Here is a 19,362-nt window from a genome sequence, read left to right as displayed (position 1 = left end):
TATCGTGATACCGTTTTCTATAAAAGCATTATAACTGATTCTCTTCCTGTTCGCAACTATATTTCATAATTAAATCATCAATATAGAAATATCGTTTCATTTAATAAGAAAGCTTTACCGTTTAAACTTTCTTATGCCCTTCTTTCTGCACTTGTGGTACACTTTATTAGGAACGAAACTTGCTTTCGTCATTTTTACATAGTAGGAGGAATCACATCATCAATGATTACAATGGATGATATTATTCGCGAAGGCAATCCAACCTTGCGTGAAGTAGCAAAAGAAGTACCATTTCCTTTGAGCGAAGAAGATATCGCACTAGGAAAAGAAATGATGACCTTTTTAGAAAACAGCCAAGACCCAGTCAAGGCAGAAGAACTCGAATTAAGAGGTGGTGTTGGTCTAGCAGCTCCTCAATTAGATATTTCAAAACGAATCACAGCGGTCCTCGTCCCTAGCAGCGATCCAGAAAAAGCAGAACCTGATTTTAAAGATGTTCTTTACAATCCTAAAATTCTAAGTCATTCCGTGCAAGAAGCTTGTTTGGGTGAAGGCGAGGGCTGCCTGTCCGTGGACCGTGAAGTCCCTGGCTACGTGGTACGCCATGCCCGGATCACGATCAGCTATTACGACATCAACGGCAAAAAGAAAAAAGTTCGTTTAAAGAACTATCCTGCGATCGTCGTTCAGCATGAGATCGATCATTTGAACGGGGTCATGTTCTACGATCATATCAATCAACAAAATCCTTTTTCATTGAAAGAAGGCATTTTAGTCATCGACTAACTAAAAAGTCTCTACCGACATTTTGCGGCAGAGACTTTTTTTTCTTCTATATTATTGAGTATCCTCTGGATATCTTCCTTCAAGGTTTTGGCGTTAATTGCCTTTTGCTAGGCTTTCTTGATGATCGGCTTTGATTTTTTCTAATAACGCCGGTTGTTCAAAAAGATCTAACGCGGTCAGCGCTAAAAGTTCAGCCGCGATAGCGATCGACTGCAAGCCTTTTTCACTCTTGGCAGCGGCTTTGAATTCTTCCGAATGACCCGCAATGTAGTCATCTGAAATCGAAACGGTGGGTTGGATCGTCGGGATCACTTGACTGACATTGCCGACATCAGAAGAACCAAGACTTGTTTTGGCTTCCGTATCGATCTCATCGGCAGGTACGCCCGCTTCTTGGGCATGGGCAAAGAAAATCTCATCAAAACTTGGTGTCACGATCACATCATCGACGGAGTTTTGGAACAAGCCGAATTCATAGGTCGCTCCCGTGGCTAAAGCGGCTCCTTTGACGATGTTTTCGACTTTCTCGTAGACATCGTTCAAGGTCGCTCGATTGGCTGCTCGTAAATAAAAACGACCGGCTGCATATTCTGGCACGACATTGGCTGCCACGCCACCATCGGTGATCACACCATGAATATTGACGTCTTTTGGTAAGTGCAGACGCAATCCATTGATCCCGTTAAAGACTTGCAGCAATGCTTCTAACGCGTTGATGCCTTTTTCTGGTGCAGCTGCCGCATGGGAAGCTCGACCATAGAACTTGATATCCACTGGATCATTGGCTAATGACGCTGTCGTTTTGCCATAGCGATGGGCTGGATGGACACAAAGAGCGGCATCGACATCATTGAAGAACCCTTCACGGACAAAACTGCCTTTAGCGGAACCATTTTCCCCACCTTCTTCTCCTGGCGTCCCATAGACTCGAATCTCCCCGCCTAGCTCATCGATGAAAGGTTGCAGGGCACTGGCTGCTAAGACGGAATAAGTCCCGAAGAGATTGTGCCCACAAGCATGACCGATCCCTGGTAACGCATCGTACTCAGCTAAAAAGGCAATCGTTGGGCCCGGTTTTCCACTGACATAGCGGGCATCAAAGCCGGTACGATGTCCTGCGACATCCTTTTTAACAGCAAAGCCTTCTTTTTCTAATTGGGCGATCAGGGCATCGGCTGAGTAAAACTCATAGTTGCTGACTTCTGGGTGATTATGGATATCTAATGCCAAGGCTTGATAAGCGGCTAAACGCTCTTGGATAAATGGTTTAATCGTTGCTTTTGTAATAGTTGCTGTTGTCATAATCAAATCTCTCCTTTTTCTTACATGGTTTTTTTCAGTGTTTTTATCAAATTACATAGCACTTATTTTGCTCCAAAGGTTTCCCAAGCAGGAACACTTGATCCTTTTGACGTTTCCTCGATGACTTTTTTCGTATCCTCTGTTTGGTAAGCAGCAACCACTTTTTGGTAAACTTCATTGTCTTCATCTTCTTTACGGGCGGCAATGATGTTGACGTAAGGACGGGCCGTTTCATCAACAGGCTCTAAAAAGATTGCATCTTCGGTAGGCACAAATCCTGCATCTACCGCCATGCCGCTATTGATAACAGAAACATCGACATCGGAAAGTGCCCGGGCTGTTTGCGCTGCATCAAGTTCCGAAATTTCTAAATTCAAACGGTTTTCAGTAATATCCGCGACCGTTGGTGTTTGTCCGGCTGCTTCATCCACTTTGATCAATCCAGCTGATTGTAACAAGAGCAATGCCCGACCACCATTGGTCACATCATTCGGGATCGCAACTTTAGCTCCTTCAGCCAAGTCGTTGACATCCGTCACTTTGTCGGAATAAATGCCTAATGGCGCGTTGACTGTATTGCCGATCGATACGAGATCGGTACCAAATTCTTTATTATAATTGTCCAAGAAAAATTGGTGTTGGAATGAATTGAGGTCAATGGAACCATCAGCTAATGCTGCGTTGGGTTGATTGTAATCAGAGAATTGGACATATTCTAAATTGATGCCTTCGTCTTTTAAACGATCTTTGACATCATCCCAGACATCGGTGTCCGCGCCAATCACTCCTAATTTCACAGTGACTTCTTCTTGATCAGTGGCTGCGGCACTGCCATTGTTTCCGCATCCTGTAATAAATAATAATGCTGCCCCTAAGACGATTGATTGTACGATTTTTTTCATTTTTTCTTCCTCCATAGACTTGCTTGTTTTTTTATTTGTACGTAAGTGGTGGTCAGTGTGATACTCGTTTAATGAGTAGGTTGCTGACAAATTGACTGATAAAAACGAATACTAAGATGATCAAGGTCGCCATGATCGTGACATCGGTCTGGAATCGGTTGTACCCGCGGGTGATGGCTAAGTTACCTAAACCGCCAGCGCCAACTGCTCCTGCCATGGCGGTCAATCCGATCACATTGATCACGGTCAATGCAGAGACCCGAATGATTCCCGCCACGCCTTCTGGCAAATAGACCCGAAAAATGATGCCGAAAGGACTGGTGCCCATCGCTTCGGCTGCTTCCACGACACCGGGGTCAACTTCTAGCAAGGCAATCTCGATCTGCCGAGCAAAGAAAGGAATGATCCCAGCAATCAGAGGAACCAATGCTGCTGTTTCGCCGATCGTCGTTCCCACAAGAAATCGGGTAAAGGTTCCTAGCAACGTCAATAAGATAATAAAAGGGATCGAGCGGACCACATTGATGACCTTATCGAGAAATTCAAAGAGTGGTCGATTTTCTAAAATTCCACTCGGTCGAGTCACTACCAGGACGATCCCTAACAAGATGCCTAAGATGCCCGCGATCAAGGAGGTCCAAAAAACCATATACAAGGTTTGGATCGTTGCTGCGACAAATTCATCTTGGATCGCAACAACATTGGGAAAATATCTTTCTAATAAGGCAGCCATCTAAAATCCTCCTTTAATCACATTGTTTAATGGTTCTGCATGATTTTCTTTTAAAATATTGGTGTACACTCCTTGAGACTTCAAATATTCTAAGGCATGTTTGCGCTGTTGGTACTCTCCGGATAAGCTAACGACCAAGCTGCCGATCGGCACTTCTTGCAAGATCTCCACGTTACCGTAAAGAATATTGGTGGTCACTTTGTAGCGACTGTACAATTGGGCGATCAGTGGTTCATTGGTTTGATCCCCCACGTAGGACAGCTCCACCAGCCATTCATTCGGTGCCAAGGAAGAAAACTTCGAACTGCCGAGGATCGTTTCTAAGGCTTGGTCGATGTGCGTCGCCGTTCGGATGAAATCTTTGGTCAATGGTTTTTCTGGTTGGCTAAAAATCTGAACGCTCGAACCTTGCTCAATAACTTCACCGTCTTCCATCACTGCCACTTTGTTGCAGATTTCTTTGACAACTTGCATTTCATGGGTAATGATCACGATGGTCAAACCGAGAGTCCGATTTAATTTTTTCAACAAAGCCAATATCTGTAAGGTCGTTTTCGGATCAAGGGCGCTAGTTGCCTCATCGCACAGCAAGATCTCTGGATCATTTGCCAAAGCTCTGGCAATGGCGACCCGCTGCTTTTGCCCTCCAGATAGTTGGCTAGGAAACGCTTGGGCTTTTTCTTCCAATCCAACAAGCGTCAGCAGCTCGGTTACTTTTTGATGACGTTCCTGTTTGGACCGTCCCCCATATTTCAAGGAAAAATCCACGTTATCAAAAACATTGCGGCTGTCCATCAAGTTGAAGTGCTGAAAGATCATTCCGATCGTTTTCCGTTTTTCTCGCAGGTCTTTCGCAGAAAGTGTGGTCAGCTCCGTGCCGTTGACGACGACGCTGCCGCTGCTTGGGCGCTGCAATAAGTTGATCACACGGACGAGTGTACTTTTCCCGGCGCCTGAGTAACCCACGATGCCGTACACGTCCCCTTTGTCGATCTCGATCGATACGTTTTTGACCGCTTGGATCGCGGGTTTCTTTGATTGATTGAATGTTACTGATATATCTTTTAATGAAATCATCGTCTTCCCCCTAGTTCTTGTCTTTTTCAATAAAAAAAGGCATCCTCAAACAAGTCACCTGTGACTTGTTTGAGGACGCCTTTTTGCGTGTTACCACCTCAGTTTAAGCTGTACTCGCATACAGCTCCTTTTCGAGTACGATCATACTCTAGCCAGATAACGGTCGCTACCGTCGTCGCCTTGCAAACTACTGCTCGGAACGAATCACTCCTTGGCCATTTTCTAAAAGTCGTTTGATGCTTCTTTTCAGCTACCGAAGCTCTCTGTTGAAAAAACGTGCTTTTGTACTTACCAATTCTTCGTGTGTGGTGCTATTTGATTTTTGTGTATAAAAAAAGTCCTTTTACCAGCGTTTGCTAGTAAAAGGACGAATACTCGTGTTACCACCTTTTGTTTAGAAGGTTTCCCTTCCCTCAACCCAACGTCTAGCCGTGCTAGAGATTGGTGCACTTTGTAACGGTAGTGCGCATCCGTGATTGCCTACTTATCGACAATCAATCCTCCAAGGCCATTTTTCATCGCTTCTGACTTGACTCTTTCCACCAACCAGAGTCTCTCTTTAAAGTATCCGCGGTTACTTTCCTTCTCAACAGATTCATTATTCTTGTTGAGTTGTACTTTACTGGAAAATGAACGTCTTGTCAACAAAAAATCACAATTTTTTCATCTAAGTGTTCCCCAAGACTGCCGATAGCGTCCTTGCCAGAATGGTTTACGCCTCAATTTTGATAGAGCATGCCTTTTTCTGCTAACTGTTGTTTGGCTTTTTCCAGAGCCGCAGGATCGGTATAACGCAGCGTATGCAAGTGCACCCCGTTGGTTAAATCAGAGAGCAAGCGGGCTTCTGCATGTTGGGTTTTGTTGATGAAATCAGTCACGTCTTGGTCTGTTTGAATCTGCAAATTGCCAGTGATCTCTCCATAGATTTCATGTTCAACGATGACATCGACCACTTCCACGCCACAAGCGACAAAAATCCGCAATTCTTCTTCGGTTTGTTCAGGCCGATGCTGCACCGCTAGCTTGCTGACATGCCCCGCCTCATTCAACAGTGCTTGCAGTCGATAGCCGCGAGCAGTGGCCGCGATCGCTTCACCGGCTGCTCGCAGCAAGGCAATGTCCCCAACGATGATTTGGCGACTGACTCCTAGTGATTCTGCCAGTTTGCTGGCACTGATCGCTTTGTCCGCTTGCTTCAATGCCGCTAAAATCGTTTCTCGACGTGTTGCTCCATCCATACTCATTCCTCCAATTGATTCTCTTGATAGGTTTTTGAGTGTTTCATAATTGATTGAAACATGGCTAAAATCGTTTCCTCATAGGCTTGATTTGAAATCGCCTGCCGAATATTTTCCAGCACTTTCTCTTCACGATTTTCATCTAAAACCGGCAACTGACTACTTTTCTTCAATTGCACGATTTCATTGACTGTACTCATGCGTTTTTCTAAAAGATGCGTGAGCTGCCAATCAATGTCATCGATCGCCGCTCGCTGAACAGCCAAAGGATCTTGCTGGTTGTTTTCTTCTTCCAAGTCGATCGTCTTGATGACCCGTGCCGGATTTCCCGCCAGCACAACATTGTCTGGGAATGATTTTGTGACCACACTGCCAGCCCCCACCACGACATTGTTGCCTAAGCGGACCCCTGGCAAAATCGTGGCCGCGCCACCGATCCATGCGTTGTCGCCAATCACGATCGGTGCTCCTAATTCTAAGCCGCTGTTTCGTTTGACCGGATGTAATGGATGAGTCGCCGTAAACAACCGAACATTGGGTGCCAGCATACAATTGTCACCAAAGGTAATCGGGCAAACATCTAGTAACACACAGTCGTAGTTAGCATAGAAGTTTTTGCCGACAGAAATATTGTAGCCATAATCAAAGCGGACATTCGGTTCGATATAGATTCGACCAGTCACAGAGCCGAAAGTTTCTTTTAGTAACTGCTCTTTGATTTTTGTATCAGTTTCTTGGTTGATCAGGTTCATTTGTTCACGGGCATATTTCCGGTCTGCCACCAATTCTGGATCTGGGGAAAAGTACAATTCGCCAGCAATCATTTTCTCTTTTTCGGTACGTTGTGTCATATCATAAACTCCTTCATTCAATTTTCTGGAAAAACGTTTCGGCTGCTGCGGTCAACATGCCATATTCATTCGGGATCGCCAATGGTTCCTTATTGATGACCAACACCTGCTGGCTGTAATCGACTAGCCCTGCAAAAGGATAGACTTGCAGCGAAGTCCCCACGACCACCGTCAGGTCGGCTTGAGCAACGGCCTGAATGGCTCCTTCAATGGTTTCATCCGTAAATCCTTCCCCATAAAGCACGATCGCCGGCCGAATCTGACCGTCACATCCTGCATGGTGCCAATCCTGCAAATACGCTTGCCAAGGTACCGGATTACCGCATTTTCGGCAATAACAGTTGTACAAGGAGCCGTGAAAATCGATTCTTTGGTGACTCCCCGCTTTTTCATGCAGTCCATCGATGTTTTGTGAAACGACCCAAACTGTTTTTTTCGTTTGCAGCGCAGCCATTTTTTGATGAATGATGTTCGGCTGGGCCTGAGGATGGTAGAGGTGCTTGACGAACTGATAAAATGTTTCCGGTTCGTTTTCTAAACAGTCATGGCTTAACAAATACTCTGGCTGGGCCAGTCCTTGATAGACCCCTTTTAAGGAACGGTAATCAGGAATGCCCGATGGGGTTGAAACACCGGCACCCGTCAAAAAGGTCACGGATGATGCGGCGGTGACCGTTGCGATTGCTTGCTCAATAGATACCTTCATCGTTCTAACTTCCTTTATGGCTTTTCTCTTATTCTAACCGAAAAAGAACCGTTTTTGCGAAAAATCAGCCATTTTCTTTTTTAAAAGCAACTAATGCTTTTTCTTGCGGAATTGCTTATAATAAATGCAATAAATACAAGAAGAATGGGAAAACCAAATGAAAATTTTGATTATCGAAGACAACAATGAGATCAGCGAAATGTTGGCTACTATTTTAGCAGCTGACTATACCGTCCAGCAAGCCTATTCAGGCACGGAAGGTCTGCTGCTTTTTCAGCAAGATGCTTTCGACTTGATTTTGCTAGATCGAATGCTCCCCGGTAAAGATGGGACACAAGTCTTGCAAGAGATTCGCCAAACCTCCACGGTCCCCGTCATTATCTTGACTGCCTTAGATGAACCAGCCGATGTTTCCACCCTTTTGCTGGCGGGGGCCAATGATTACTTGACCAAACCCTTCAATGTCGAAGAATTAAAGGCACGTATCATTGTTCAATTGCGAACAAACAAACAACCCCCTCCAGTTGCCAGCAGCCACTCGTATAAAAACATTCAACTGTTGCCTGACTCGTTTCAGCTGCAACGAGGAGAGGCAACGGTTCAGTTAAAGAAAAAGGAGTTTGAGATTTTTTCCCTGCTCTTAGCGAACCCCAAAAAAGTTTATACCAAAGAAATGCTCTATGAAGCTGTTTGGCAAGAACCTTACTACGGTGAAGAAAACACGATCAATGTCCATATCAGCCATTTACGCAGCAAAATCAAAACACTCGATCCAGATGAAGCGTATATCGATACTGTCTGGGGCATCGGCGTCAAGCTAGCTTAAAAAGGAGGAACCTCATGCATATACTTCAGTTTTTCGCCGCTCTGATCGTTGTGTTATTGTTTGGCTATTGGTTTTTCTTACTATATGATCTAAAAAAGTACCACCAGCAATTAACAAGAATCAGCGAAATCGAAACAAATCAAGAGATCCATTTACAGACCCGCGTCCCCGCTTTAAAAGCGATCGCCTTGTTAAACAATCAGATACTTAGAAAAAATAAGCAGCAACACTATCAAATGCTGCAAGAAAACCAGCAGTTGGAACAAGCCATTCAAAATATCTCTCACGACTTACGCACACCTTTGACGGTCGCCAGCGGCTACACACAACTGCTGCAAGCCGATGCGACCCTCACCCCGCAACAACTACAGCTGCTGGATAAAGTCAGCAGCAACCTAGAAAAAGTCGAAAATCATCTGGAACAGTTGTTGACCTATCAGCGTCTCAAAGACAATCAGCTCGCTTTGACTTTGGAAGAATTCAATCTTTCTCGTTTATTGGAAGAAGAACTGCTCCAGCTTTATCCTTCTTTTGAGGAAAACCATTTATCACTGACGGTTGCGATCCAACCCAACATCATGATCATTTCAGATAAAAAAAGCTGGCAACGAATTTTCCAAAATGTCCTTGGTAACCTGCTGGAACATGGCAGTGAAACGGGGACGATCCGCTTGAATCAGCAAGGAAATCGCATCGTTTTCCAACAGGAAAATCAGCTGAGATCACCGATCCAGCACCCAGAAAAATTGACCCACCGCTTTTATACCGAAGACCTTTCACGGCATAAACAGCAAGCCGGACTTGGTCTGTATATCATCGCGGCATTGACTAATGCATTAGACGGCAAGATCCAATTGGATACAACCGAAGAGACGTTTCGTTTGACCCTTTTTTGGCAGCAGTCCGTTGAACCCCACTAACTCATGGCTATACACAAAAAACACCCAATCGCTCGACCTTCACTAGTCGATACGGTTGGGCGTTTTTCTGCTCTTACAATTCTTGTCTCTTAAACACCAGATGCGCAGCCAAGAGGCAAAGCAATAAACTGATCAGGCTCCCAAGAAAAATGGGTTGGACTGTTTCCCATGTTTGGAAAGTAGTCATGGTCACCATCTCTAACCCGCCTTGAAAGTCCAAGTATTCTAAAAACTTCCAGTTGGGTAAAGAGATTCGGGCAATAGCAAAGGCCATCGGAATAAAAATCGTCGCCAACACGCTGACCGCTGTATTTTTGGTCAAATACAAAACTAGCACTGCAAAAGAGGAAGTCGCTAATAAAATCAGTACAAAACTAACGAAATAATACAACAAGTTTTCTATCTGTGAAAGGTCATTATAACCAATCCCCCCAATAACCGTTCCCGCTACAAAGCTCACCAAACAAATCGCGACGATCTGTAAGACCAGCACCAATGTATAAACCAAGAATTTCCCAAAAAGATAAGCGGGTTTGGAGACACCAACGGTAATGATATTCTTCATGGTCCCTTTCGTGTACTCACTGCCTAAGACCTGCATCACCAATGGCAAGGAGTAATACAGCAACATGGAAGACAAACTGGTCTGGATCGCCAGAAAGCCAGTCATTTCCGTAAGGCTGCCTGCTGTTTGCGTACTATCCCCAAGAGTGACCCCTACACTACCATTGGAAACAACGGATAAAATCACCAACAATAAAATAATTCCTTCTGTGATCCAAAAACTTTTACTTCTTGATAAACGATACAAATCGGCTCGAATAAAATTCAACATCTTAATTTCCCCCTTCACTTGTTACTAACTCTTTGAAATACGACTCTAGATTTTCCCCTTCAAAAGAAATCCGGTCGATAGCGATCCCTTCATAAACCAGCTGACGGACCAGGTCACGAATCAACACATTCTCTTGATAAATATGAATTTTGTGGTCACTGACGACTTTATATTCGGAAATCAGCTGACTCTCTAGCAAGCGGCTAGCTGTGGCTACATCATCCACTTCTAATTGAATAAACCGTTTCGCCATCAGATCGAATTCGTGTTTGGTCATCTCTTTGATCAGACGCCCCTCACTAATGACCCCAAAACGTGTAGCGACTAAGTACAACTCTTCTAAAATATGACTGGAAATCAAAATCGTCATGCCGCGTTCTTGATTCAATCGTAAAAGCAGCTCCCGAAACTCAACGATCGCTACAGGATCCAGGCCATTGATCGGCTCATCTAGTATTAGAAAATCCGGTTGGTTCAATAAAGCGATGGCTAAGCCTAGCTTTTGTTTCATACCCAAAGAAAAATCACGGTATTTCTTGTGGCCAACATTGGTCAATCCGACAAACGCCAATGCTTTACTGACCGCCTCAGGTTCCACCACCCCGCTGATTTTGCAATAATAGTTCAAATTTTGCTCTGCGGTCAATTGGTCGTAAGCAACTGGGGTCTCAATCACATTACCGACCCGTTTCAGCATCTGAGTGTACACTTTGCCGCCTTCAACATCAAACAACTGCAGACTGCCACTAGTTGGTTGGATCAACTGAACGATCGCTTTTAATAGGGTCGTCTTCCCAGCACCATTTCTCCCCACCAATCCATAAATATCTCCCTTAGCGATCGTTAGATCGACATCATGTAGCGCCTGCTGTTTGCCGTAACGTTTGTTTAATCCTTTGATTTTAAGAACATTTTCCATTTTTACTTCCTCCTTGCTTGCTTCTGTGCTTATTCTAGCAAGCAGATCTAAATCAGCTATTAACTAATTATTAATTGATTCTTAACTCGTAGTTTTCTGCAAAAAACAGTTTATTTCTATTATACACAGCTGAAAATGAACCGATCTAGAAAAACCGTCCCTTTTCAGCAAACCAACCAATAGCAGATGATCTTTTCATTACTGCTTTTGCTCTTTGTTTTTTGCCTCACAAAGAAAGAGATTCCTTCATGACAAGGAACAAAAAACGTGGTAAACTAGTCACGAATCAAAGTGAGGTGAAATACATTGGTAGCAGCTATTATTTATTGGGCAATGATCATTATCAGTTTCGGTTGGTTGGCAGTCAGCTTATATTTCTCTATCTTCTATTTAGCACGTAAAGAAAATGGCAATTTATGGGCATTCGGCTTTTTAAATGTCATCACAGCAATCATTCAAGCCATCGTCCTTGTGGTTTACCGTACCTTCGGACAAGATTGGGGCGTTACACAATACTCAAGCCTCATCTATCTAGCACTTGGCTTATTGCTTGCTTTGACAGTCATCCAAGCTGTTTTAGGCCGTGAACCAAAAGCGAAAGTCGCTTAAGGGTTCCAATAGACACTCGTAAAAACGATCCGCTTTCTCTTTGATAAAAATAGGGAAATGGTCGTTTTTTTGTTAAAAAGAATTGACATTTGGGTGCTTTTCTTCTAAACTCTGAGAAGAATCAAATTAAATACGAGTACCCTTTAACATTTAGGTAGAGGTCGCGAGGTTCATTAATCCTGCTGAGTGAAGCAACACGTTTACAGCAGAGCTAGGGAACATCGCCGAAACAAGGTCGGTTTTGCTTGCATCGATTTTGTTGGGCCGCAAATGAACAATTTGCGGACTGTCTTAGCTTGTCTAAGTTGCGCTATGTTTTGTGAAAGGTTTGTCGACGATGACCTGTCAACAGCCGTTTTCCAATCATGGAGTACGGCTGTTTTTTTGCTTTTTCATCCTTACCTGCTTGTCCAACTCGTGAAAGGAAAGAGAAAAAATGAAAAAAAATAATTGGATCTGGGCAGTCTTCGCCCTCTGTCTAACCCTCATTCAGCTGCCCCTAACCGTGCAAGCGGATGACCAAACGCCTGCGGAACAATTCCGTGTCGGTATGGAGGCAGGCTATGCCCCATTTAACTGGACGCAAACGACGGACGCCAATGGTGCCGTGCCGATTTCTGGGGAAGAAGGCTCGGCGTTTGCCGGCGGTTACGATGTCCAGATCGCCAAACGAATCGCTGAAGGCTTAGGCAAAGAATTAGTGATCGTCAAAACCCAATGGGACGGTCTGCCGCCAGCTTTACAAGCGGGGACTATCGATGCTGTGATCGCTGGTATGTCACCAACTGCCGAACGTCGCGAGCAAATTGATTTTACCGATCCTTACTATGAATCAGATTTGGTGGTAGTGGTTCGTAAAGATGGCGAGTTCGCCGATGCCAAAAGCCTCGCTGATCTTTCGGGGGCAAAAATCACTGCCCAGCTGAATACTTTCCATTATACGGTCATAGATCAAATCCCTGAGGTCCAAAAAGAACAAGCCATGCGGGACTTCTCCTCCATGCGCGTTGCTTTAGCTTCGGGTATCATTGACGGCTACGTCAGCGAACGTCCAGAAGGCGTCACTGCCGTCGGGGCAAATCCTGATTTGAAGATGGTCGAGTTCGATGAAGGCGCCGGTTTTGAAACCAACCCAGAAGACGTCCAAGTAGCAGTCGGGATGCGCAAAGGCGATCCCGATGTTGAAAAAGTCAATGAGATCCTTGCAGGAATTTCTGAAGAAGAACGGGTTTCCCTGATGGATCAAGCAGTTTTAGATCAGCCTGCAGATGCCAGCGGAGAAACAGCGGATCAAGGTCTGATCGCTGATTTTAAAAAAATCATTGATGATTACGGCATGCTCTTTTTACGAGGCGCTGGCTTGACCTTATTCATCGCGATCCTTTCAACGATCATCGGATTGATTATCGGTCTTTTAGTCGGTATCTTCCGGACATTGCCGCTTTCAGAAAATCCAGTAGGACGTTTCTTCCAACGCATCGTCAATGGTTTACTGACCATTTATATCGAAGTTTTCCGCGGCACCCCAATGATGGTTCAAGCAATGGTTATTTTCTACGGAACTGCTCTAGCCTTTGGTGTCTCCATGAATCGCACGCTGGCAGCCGTGCTGATCGTTTCTATCAATACGGGTGCCTACATGTCTGAAATCGTTCGTGGGGGGATTTTTGCTGTAGATGACGGCCAATTTGAAGCAGCTCAAGCCATCGGAATGACCCATTGGCAAACCATGATCAAGGTCGTGTTGCCGCAAGTGATGCGCAATATTTTACCAGCTACCGGGAATGAGATCATTATCAATATCAAAGATACTGCCGTCTTAAGTGTCATCAGTGTTGCAGACCTCTTCTTCCAAGGTACATCAGCCGCTGGAACGAACTTCCAATACTTCCAAACATTTGCGATCATCGGTGTGATCTACTTAGTCTTGACCATCAGTGCCACCCAGATCTTGCGCTTTGTTGAACGCAAAATGGATGGTCCCAGTGCGTATGTCAAATTAGAAGACATCAACCCGAACGAATAAGGAGGAAGAACATGTCAGCAATCATTGAAATTGACCATTTAAAAAAGAGTTTTGGCGACAACGAAGTCTTAAAAGACATCAGTTTGTCTGTTAATAAAGGAGAAGTTGTCACGATCATCGGTTCTTCTGGTTCAGGAAAATCTACACTTCTTCGCTGCATCAACTTATTAGAAAAACCAACCAGTGGGCAAATCATCTACTTAGGTGAAAATGTGCTGGAAAAAGGCTATGACTTGCCGAAATACCGTACGCATCTAGGAATGGTTTTCCAATCCTTTAACCTATTCAACAATATGAATGTATTAGAAAACTGCGTGACGGGCCAAGTCACTGTTTTGAATCGTGATCGCAAAGAAGCAGAAGCGACTGCCAAAGAAAATCTGGAGCAAGTCGGTATGGCTCAATATGCCAATGCCAAGCCTTCCCAGCTTTCAGGTGGACAAAAACAACGAGTAGCCATTGCCCGTGCCTTATCGATGAATCCGGATGTCATGTTGTTTGATGAGCCGACTTCTGCGCTAGATCCAGAAATGGTCGGTGAAGTGTTGAAGACCATGAATACGTTAGCTCATACTGGCTTGACAATGGTGATCGTTACCCACGAAATGGGCTTTGCCAAAGAAGTGTCTGATCGGGTCATCTTTATGGATCAAGGTGTCATTGCCGAACAAGGGACGCCTGAAGATATCTTTATTCATCCAAAAGAGCAACGCACCAAAGAATTCCTTTCCCGTGTGTTGAATTAATTTTCTGTCTTGAAACACTTAGCAGTCTTCTTCCGAGCTTTTTCGTCCTTTTTCAGTAAGCTTGGAAGAATTCAATGCTAAGTGTTTTTTTATTGCAGGAGGAGTAATTGTCAGAATTTATCAAAAAATCACAAAAAACCATTGCTATTTGTTAGAAACTTTGTTATTTTTTTTAAAACTAAGGAATTATAGGAGCTTTCATTTATGGAAAAAAAGTTACAGTTTAAGGATTACATGTATGTTGGATCAATGCTTTTCGGTCTTTTCTTTGGTGCCGGAAATCTGATTTTCCCCGTTCACATGGGACAAGAAGCTGGCGCGAATGTCGGCTTAGCCAACCTTGGCTTTTTAGTTACAGGGATCGGCTTGCCATTTTTAGGGGTCATTGCTATTGGCGTTTCCCAAAGCAGCGGTGTTTTTGAATTAGCTTCTCGGATCAATCGCCGCTATGCAATGATATTTACGATTTTGCTTTATTTAGTGATTGGGCCATTCTTTGCTCTGCCTCGTTTGGCTACTACTTCTTATGAGATCGGGATCGCTCCCCATGTTTCATCAGACATGCAAACTTGGTTATTGGCGTTGTTCTCTGCCCTATTTTTTGGAGCTGCCTGGTGGTTTTCACGCAAACCTAGCAAAATCTTAGATTATGTAGGGAAGTTTCTAAATCCCTTGTTTCTGGTCTTACTAGGAGTTTTGCTCTTTTTTGCCTTTTGGCAACCACTAGGAACCATCAGCGATGCGCCGATCTATCCTAGCTATCAAAGCGATGCTTTCTTTACTGGTTTCACAAACGGCTACAATACTCTCGATGCGCTGGCATCTTTAGCCTTCGGGATCATCATCGTCTCAACGATTCGCAATATGGGGGTTGAGAAACCTGCGACGGTCGCAAAAGACACGATCCTTTCCGGCTCTGTCAGCATCGTGTTGATGGGGATCATCTATACCTTACTTTCTTATATGGGAACCAAAAGTTTAGGCCAGTTTCCCATCAGCGAAAACGGTGGGATCGCTTTGGCACAAATCGCCAACCATTACCTTGGCACTGTCGGCAGTCTGCTATTGGCATTGATCGTCATCTCTGCCTGTTTAAAAACCGCCATTGGTTTGATCACGGCCTTTTCCGAAACCTTTGCTGGATTGTTTCCAAAGCAAAGCTACGGATTCTTTATCGCTTTGACAAGTATCTTACCAGCGATCTTCGCTAATGTCGGCTTGACCAATATCATCGAGTTTTCTATTCCAGTCTTGATGTTTATCTATCCACTGGCGATCACTTTGATTTTGTTGGCGATCATCAGTCCATTATTTAACCATCGTGCCAGTGTCTATCGAATGACGACATACTTCACGTTGATCGCTGCAATCATCGACGGCTTAAATGCGAGTCCTGCAGTGATTACCAACAACGCTTTCGTGCAAGGAATCTTGTCTTTTGCGTCAGATTATCTGCCCTTTTTCCAAATCGGGATGGGGTGGGTCGTACCAGCTGCGATCGGATTTTTGATCGGTTTGCTATGGTCGTGGTTCAAAAAAGACCCTGTTTCAGCCTAAATTAGTTAAAAAGATGAAAATAACCTACCTTTTTTTAAAGGGTAGGCTATTTTTTTGATTAAAAAGACTGACAGTTTCGTAAAAAAAAGATACAATAGAGCCACAAAGGAGGATACCTATGTTTTATGAAGAACTTATGATGGACCCGCAAACATTAATTAAATTTAAAATATTCCGGCGTATGCTGACTCTGCAAAACCCTAGCCACCCAATCGCACAATTGGCAAAGGAAATGGAGTTAAGCTACCAACAAGCTTTTATAGAGTTGACTGAGATCGACCAAGATCTAACTGAGTTAACTCCGGATCATATGTCGATACTCGGTCGTGGCGGTAAATTACAGCCTCAGAATATCGCGGTAACGATCGATGAATACCGCTTCTATTTATTGAATAAAAGCGTTCCGTTCTTATATGTTCTTTACATGCTGAATGAAGACAATCCTACGATCACGGATTTTTGTGCAAAATACGATGTCAGTCGTTCAACGGTGTCTCGCAAATTTGAACATCTAAAAAAACATTTGAAGCAATTTCAGCTTCGCTTTACGTACACTGAATCAAACTTAGTGGGCGATGAGCGTCTTGTGCGGCTCTCCCTATTCAATATCATTTGGTTAGGTACTCGTGGAATAGAATGGCCATTTGCGATCGCTGAGAGTGAGACAGAAAAAATGGTGGATCGATTCACGGAGTATTTCCCAATGACTCATTCTTATCTTGGCCGATTAGAGTTGAAGTATTTCGCCGCCTTGATTCTTTTACGAATCAAAAAAGGGAATTTTGCCAAATACGACAAGCGGTACAATTTCCTGATGAAAAATAATCCATATTTCGATTTTGAGCGTTTGACACAAGTCGTTGATCCTGAAGTTTCAATGACAGACAAACAATTAAAAGGCGAATCAGGGTTTATTTATTTGATGGCGCAAATCTTCCCATTCTACTTGAGTCCTGAAGAAGAAGCTTTGCAACAAACCTTGCAATTCTTTTCAAGCAAACAAAACCCAGTTTATCCGTTAGTCGCAGACTTGTTAGCAGAGATGAAAGCAACCTTCTTTGCTTCACAACCTGGCCTGTTAGACGAGCCATTGGTCGTGGGTAATTTAATCAATGTGACTTTCGGCAACTACGTTTTCCGTCAGCCGTTTCCAAATATCTATCGCTTGCTGACACCCTCGATCAATCGCGGGTCTGCTGAAGAGCAGCTGCAGCAAAAAATCGATGAATTCTTAACGAACTATCGCGAAGAATCAGCGGTGGACTATATCAATGATGAAAACCAAGAGCAGATGGCAACGATGTATACCCACGCCCTGCTGCCGTTTTATGATCAAATCCGTTATTCGAATCGTTTACGGGTAGGGGTTGCGTTAGAAGATAATTTCTTAGTCGTTCAAGGATTGAATCAATTCCTACATGACTTGACCTTCGTAGCAGCAGAACCTTATGATCTAAACCAGCAAGAAAATTATGATGTCATCGTTAGTTCCAATCAGTTGATGAAAAAACTCAAACCAGAAAAAATGAGTTATATTTGGGATTATGCGGCAGACGATCGGCAATACATTGATTTGTATCGTACGTTGAAAAACCGTTTTGATGAAAAGAACCTTTCTCTGTAACCAAACCGTTACGGTTTCTTAAGAACTTCCGAAAAGATTTGTCACAGAATATTCATATTTATCTCGTATACTCTATGTATACCAACAAACAACCCTAACTAACACTTTTTCATTTTTAACTCCTTCCCGTCGGCCACCCACCGACGGGTCTTTTTTTACTTATTTTCGCAGCCAGCAAACTTAAACACTTTCCAATCTTTTCTCCACAAAAAATTCATATTTGGACAGTATAGTATACATAACCCAACAAACAACCCTAACTAACACTTTTCATTTTTACTCCTTGCCTGTCAGCTACCCACTGACAGGCTCCTTTTTTTCTTACGGGTTTTGCCGTATACTAAAGGCAGGAGGTGGCCTATGACAACAGCCATTACGACAGTTGACCAATACATTGCAGCAGCTCCAGCAGAACGACAAGCGATTTTAAGAAAGGTCCGTCAAACCATCAAAGCCGTTTTACCTGAAGCGGTTGAAAAGATCAGTTATCAAATGCCTACTTATCATCAAGGAGAAAATATCGTACATTTTGCCTGCGCCAAACAGCATCTAGGCTTTTATCCCACGCCTTCTGCGATCACGGCCTTCCAAGAGGACTTACAACCATACAAGTCCAGTAAAGGGGCGGTCCAGTTTTCTTTTGCACAGCCGATCCCTTACGAACTGATCGCTGTGATGACCGCTTGGCGACTCGCAGAAGTCAAAAACAAGCACGTGTAACTAGCAATTAAAAAACCGCTATGTCTAATGACGCAGCGGTTTTTTTGCTATGCACAGGCTTGTTTACAAGCCGGGTTTTGTATTCAAGGTGCTAACTTTCAGCACATGATGCAGGGGAATAATCCGCAGCTGCTGACGGTCGCTTTGTAATTTCAAGACAACTTGTTCTTTTGCTACCGTTTTGCCGACGATCCAGCCGGTAACGGTTTCAAAACCACCCAATTTCTCTGTTTTTACTTGCAGCACGACCAGATGCTTGGCAGCGGCTGCCTCTTGCAGCGTTCGCCGGATTTCTTTGACTTTCTCAGACTGATTCTTCTTGTCAGCATCATCACTGAAAAAGGTATCCAGCAACGTTGTGGATGTCATCACAATGAGTTTGCCCAATTGTTTGATGGGCGATGGTTTCTTTTCCATTGGACATTCCTTTCTGCGCGTTGCAGCAGTTTCTAAAACCACACATACGTTCGCATTTCCATGGTTCTATTTTAGCAAATTTTTGATAAAATACAAGCGAACACGCCTTATTTTTCAGAAGAAATAACCTCTAGCCAATAAGGAATCCCCTCTTGCAGCAGTTGATAGGTCTCTTCGAAATCTCCTGTATAATAAGGATCTGGTACTTCCTCAGCCTCTTTGCCAGGAACAACACTCAAATACGAACGGATCTTTGCGGTCGTATCGGCAGGTGCTAGCGCTTGAAGTGTTTCAACATTGTTCGCATCCATGCCGATGATCCAATCAAATGTGGCAAAATCCGCTTCAGTGATCTGCCGTGAAATAAGACCGTCACTAGAGATCCCTGCTTGACGCAGTCTTTTTTTGGTTCCGGGATGAGCAGAATGTCCGACTTCCCATGAGCTGGTCGCTGCCGAATCGATCTGCCAATCCAACTTGTGTTTTGCTATTTCTGCTTTATAAATAGCTTCTGCCATGGGGGAACGGCAAATATTACCTAAACAAACAAATAAAACTTTCGTCATCG

Annotated in this window: 20 protein-coding genes, 1 riboswitch and 1 other annotated feature; of the genes, 9 read left to right on the top strand and 11 right to left on the bottom strand. The window is 43.9% G+C overall.

Features of this window, described 5'->3' with window-relative positions; genetic code table 11:
- The first annotated feature begins 222 nt into the window (after positions 1 to 222).
- Positions 223 to 786 carry a peptide deformylase gene (gene def / locus IGI86_RS01920; protein ID WP_008376209.1) on the top strand — a complete coding sequence of 188 codons (564 nt, stop codon included), beginning with the start codon at positions 223 to 225 and terminating at the stop codon, positions 784 to 786.
- A gap of 93 nt (positions 787 to 879) precedes the next feature.
- Here the strand turns inward: def and IGI86_RS01915 are convergent, their stop codons facing one another.
- The 7 genes from IGI86_RS01915 to IGI86_RS01885 form a co-directional block, all read right to left on the bottom strand.
- The gene (locus IGI86_RS01915; protein WP_005232314.1) at positions 880 to 2,088 is read right to left on the bottom strand and encodes a M20 family metallopeptidase; all 1,209 of its coding nucleotides are present in this window, start codon (positions 2,086 to 2,088) and stop codon (positions 880 to 882) included.
- A gap of 62 nt (positions 2,089 to 2,150) precedes the next feature.
- On the bottom strand, positions 2,151 to 2,990 hold the full coding sequence (locus IGI86_RS01910) for a MetQ/NlpA family ABC transporter substrate-binding protein (RefSeq protein WP_008376213.1): 840 nt from the start codon (positions 2,988 to 2,990) through the stop codon (positions 2,151 to 2,153).
- A gap of 52 nt (positions 2,991 to 3,042) precedes the next feature.
- Entirely contained in the window at positions 3,043 to 3,723 is a 681-nt protein-coding gene (locus tag IGI86_RS01905) for a methionine ABC transporter permease (protein ID WP_005232318.1), read from the bottom strand.
- Positions 3,724 to 4,800 carry a methionine ABC transporter ATP-binding protein gene (locus IGI86_RS01900; RefSeq protein WP_005232319.1) on the bottom strand — a complete coding sequence of 359 codons (1,077 nt, stop codon included), beginning with the start codon at positions 4,798 to 4,800 and terminating at the stop codon, positions 3,724 to 3,726. It lies immediately after the preceding gene.
- 360 nt (positions 4,801 to 5,160) lie between these two features.
- Positions 5,161 to 5,399: a binding site (T-box leader), on the bottom strand.
- A 120-nt stretch (positions 5,400 to 5,519) separates the two neighbouring features.
- On the bottom strand, positions 5,520 to 6,044 hold the full coding sequence (locus IGI86_RS01895; RefSeq protein ID WP_016619644.1) for a transcription repressor NadR: 525 nt from the start codon (positions 6,042 to 6,044) through the stop codon (positions 5,520 to 5,522).
- Positions 6,041 to 6,889 carry a chorismate mutase gene (locus IGI86_RS01890; RefSeq protein WP_008376222.1) on the bottom strand — a complete coding sequence of 283 codons (849 nt, stop codon included), beginning with the start codon at positions 6,887 to 6,889 and terminating at the stop codon, positions 6,041 to 6,043. Before IGI86_RS01890 ends, IGI86_RS01895 begins: the two co-directional genes overlap by 4 nt.
- A 13-nt stretch (positions 6,890 to 6,902) precedes the next feature.
- On the bottom strand, positions 6,903 to 7,595 hold the full coding sequence (locus tag IGI86_RS01885) for an NAD-dependent protein deacylase (RefSeq protein WP_005232325.1): 693 nt from the start codon (positions 7,593 to 7,595) through the stop codon (positions 6,903 to 6,905).
- A 157-nt stretch (positions 7,596 to 7,752) separates the two neighbouring features.
- Between IGI86_RS01885 and IGI86_RS01880 the strand changes: the two genes are divergently transcribed.
- Positions 7,753 to 8,421 carry a response regulator transcription factor gene (locus tag IGI86_RS01880; RefSeq protein WP_005232327.1) on the top strand — a complete coding sequence of 223 codons (669 nt, stop codon included), beginning with the start codon at positions 7,753 to 7,755 and terminating at the stop codon, positions 8,419 to 8,421.
- 14 nt (positions 8,422 to 8,435) lie between these two features.
- Positions 8,436 to 9,341 carry a sensor histidine kinase gene (locus tag IGI86_RS01875; RefSeq protein ID WP_086299019.1) on the top strand — a complete coding sequence of 302 codons (906 nt, stop codon included), beginning with the start codon at positions 8,436 to 8,438 and terminating at the stop codon, positions 9,339 to 9,341.
- 73 nt (positions 9,342 to 9,414) lie between these two features.
- On the opposite strand, the gene IGI86_RS01870 is transcribed toward IGI86_RS01875, so the two are convergent.
- Complete coding sequence (locus IGI86_RS01870; protein ID WP_080555166.1) at positions 9,415 to 10,176, bottom strand: ABC transporter permease; 762 nt, start codon at positions 10,174 to 10,176, stop codon at positions 9,415 to 9,417.
- A 1-nt stretch (position 10,177) separates the two neighbouring features.
- Complete coding sequence (locus IGI86_RS01865; protein ID WP_008376231.1) at positions 10,178 to 11,095, bottom strand: ABC transporter ATP-binding protein; 918 nt, start codon at positions 11,093 to 11,095, stop codon at positions 10,178 to 10,180.
- Between the two features lie 306 nt (positions 11,096 to 11,401).
- On the opposite strand from IGI86_RS01865, the gene IGI86_RS01860 reads away from it, so the two are divergent.
- The 6 genes from IGI86_RS01860 to IGI86_RS01835 all read left to right on the top strand — a co-directional run bounded on the left by IGI86_RS01860 (position 11,402) and on the right by IGI86_RS01835 (position 18,377).
- The gene (locus IGI86_RS01860; protein WP_005232333.1) at positions 11,402 to 11,704 is read left to right on the top strand and encodes a hypothetical protein; all 303 of its coding nucleotides are present in this window, start codon (positions 11,402 to 11,404) and stop codon (positions 11,702 to 11,704) included.
- Positions 11,705 to 11,851: 147 nt separating this feature from the next.
- Positions 11,852 to 12,025, top strand: a riboswitch (Lysine riboswitch).
- 115 nt (positions 12,026 to 12,140) lie between these two features.
- A complete protein-coding gene (locus tag IGI86_RS01855) occupies positions 12,141 to 13,730 on the top strand; it encodes an ABC transporter permease subunit (protein WP_005232337.1) in 1,590 nt (529 codons plus the stop codon).
- A gap of 11 nt (positions 13,731 to 13,741) precedes the next feature.
- Positions 13,742 to 14,476: an amino acid ABC transporter ATP-binding protein gene (locus tag IGI86_RS01850; protein WP_005232339.1), complete on the top strand. Its 735-nt coding sequence runs from the start codon at positions 13,742 to 13,744 to the stop codon at positions 14,474 to 14,476.
- Between the two features lie 204 nt (positions 14,477 to 14,680).
- Positions 14,681 to 16,033 (top strand): branched-chain amino acid transport system II carrier protein, encoded by a 1,353-nt coding sequence (brnQ, locus tag IGI86_RS01845; protein WP_008376239.1) that lies wholly within the window; start codon positions 14,681 to 14,683, stop codon positions 16,031 to 16,033.
- 118 nt (positions 16,034 to 16,151) lie between these two features.
- Positions 16,152 to 17,657, top strand: a complete 1,506-nt coding sequence (locus IGI86_RS01840; RefSeq protein WP_005232342.1) for a helix-turn-helix domain-containing protein — start codon at positions 16,152 to 16,154, stop codon at positions 17,655 to 17,657.
- A 360-nt stretch (positions 17,658 to 18,017) separates the two neighbouring features.
- On the top strand, positions 18,018 to 18,377 hold the full coding sequence (locus IGI86_RS01835) for an iron chaperone (RefSeq protein WP_430617685.1): 360 nt from the start codon (positions 18,018 to 18,020) through the stop codon (positions 18,375 to 18,377).
- 63 nt (positions 18,378 to 18,440) lie between these two features.
- Here IGI86_RS01835 and IGI86_RS01830 read toward each other — a convergent pair whose 3' ends face one another.
- Positions 18,441 to 18,794 carry a hypothetical protein gene (locus tag IGI86_RS01830; RefSeq protein WP_005232346.1) on the bottom strand — a complete coding sequence of 118 codons (354 nt, stop codon included), beginning with the start codon at positions 18,792 to 18,794 and terminating at the stop codon, positions 18,441 to 18,443.
- A gap of 107 nt (positions 18,795 to 18,901) precedes the next feature.
- Positions 18,902 to 19,360 carry a low molecular weight protein-tyrosine-phosphatase gene (locus IGI86_RS01825; protein ID WP_005232347.1) on the bottom strand — a complete coding sequence of 153 codons (459 nt, stop codon included), beginning with the start codon at positions 19,358 to 19,360 and terminating at the stop codon, positions 18,902 to 18,904.
- Positions 19,361 to 19,362 lie beyond the last annotated feature (2 nt).

The organism is Enterococcus sp. AZ188 (assembly GCF_050544075.1).
Classification (GTDB): Bacteria; Bacillota; Bacilli; order Lactobacillales; family Enterococcaceae; genus Enterococcus_D; species Enterococcus_D entomosocium.
This window is presented reverse-complemented; position numbering and strand designations above follow the sequence as displayed.

Bases quoted from the DNA above. Each gene is read 5' to 3' on its own strand.
- def (WP_008376209.1), top strand. From the start codon at position 223: ATGATTACAATGGATGATATTATTCGCGAAGGCAATCCAACCTTGCGT.
- IGI86_RS01915 (WP_005232314.1), bottom strand. From the start codon at position 2,088: ATGACAACAGCAACTATTACAAAAGCAACGATTAAACCATTTATCCAA.
- IGI86_RS01910 (WP_008376213.1), bottom strand. From the start codon at position 2,990: ATGAAAAAAATCGTACAATCAATCGTCTTAGGGGCAGCATTATTATTT.
- IGI86_RS01905 (WP_005232318.1), bottom strand. From the start codon at position 3,723: ATGGCTGCCTTATTAGAAAGATATTTTCCCAATGTTGTTGCGATCCAA.
- IGI86_RS01900 (WP_005232319.1), bottom strand. From the start codon at position 4,800: ATGATTTCATTAAAAGATATATCAGTAACATTCAATCAATCAAAGAAA.
- IGI86_RS01895 (WP_016619644.1), bottom strand. From the start codon at position 6,044: ATGAGTATGGATGGAGCAACACGTCGAGAAACGATTTTAGCGGCATTG.
- IGI86_RS01890 (WP_008376222.1), bottom strand. From the start codon at position 6,889: ATGACACAACGTACCGAAAAAGAGAAAATGATTGCTGGCGAATTGTAC.
- IGI86_RS01885 (WP_005232325.1), bottom strand. From the start codon at position 7,595: ATGAAGGTATCTATTGAGCAAGCAATCGCAACGGTCACCGCCGCATCA.
- IGI86_RS01880 (WP_005232327.1), top strand. From the start codon at position 7,753: ATGAAAATTTTGATTATCGAAGACAACAATGAGATCAGCGAAATGTTG.
- IGI86_RS01875 (WP_086299019.1), top strand. From the start codon at position 8,436: ATGCATATACTTCAGTTTTTCGCCGCTCTGATCGTTGTGTTATTGTTT.
- IGI86_RS01870 (WP_080555166.1), bottom strand. From the start codon at position 10,176: ATGTTGAATTTTATTCGAGCCGATTTGTATCGTTTATCAAGAAGTAAA.
- IGI86_RS01865 (WP_008376231.1), bottom strand. From the start codon at position 11,095: ATGGAAAATGTTCTTAAAATCAAAGGATTAAACAAACGTTACGGCAAA.
- IGI86_RS01855 (WP_005232337.1), top strand. From the start codon at position 12,141: ATGAAAAAAAATAATTGGATCTGGGCAGTCTTCGCCCTCTGTCTAACC.
- IGI86_RS01850 (WP_005232339.1), top strand. From the start codon at position 13,742: ATGTCAGCAATCATTGAAATTGACCATTTAAAAAAGAGTTTTGGCGAC.
- brnQ (WP_008376239.1), top strand. From the start codon at position 14,681: ATGGAAAAAAAGTTACAGTTTAAGGATTACATGTATGTTGGATCAATG.
- IGI86_RS01840 (WP_005232342.1), top strand. From the start codon at position 16,152: ATGTTTTATGAAGAACTTATGATGGACCCGCAAACATTAATTAAATTT.
- IGI86_RS01835 (WP_430617685.1), top strand. From the start codon at position 18,018: ATGACAACAGCCATTACGACAGTTGACCAATACATTGCAGCAGCTCCA.
- IGI86_RS01830 (WP_005232346.1), bottom strand. From the start codon at position 18,794: ATGGAAAAGAAACCATCGCCCATCAAACAATTGGGCAAACTCATTGTG.
- IGI86_RS01825 (WP_005232347.1), bottom strand. From the start codon at position 19,360: ATGACGAAAGTTTTATTTGTTTGTTTAGGTAATATTTGCCGTTCCCCC.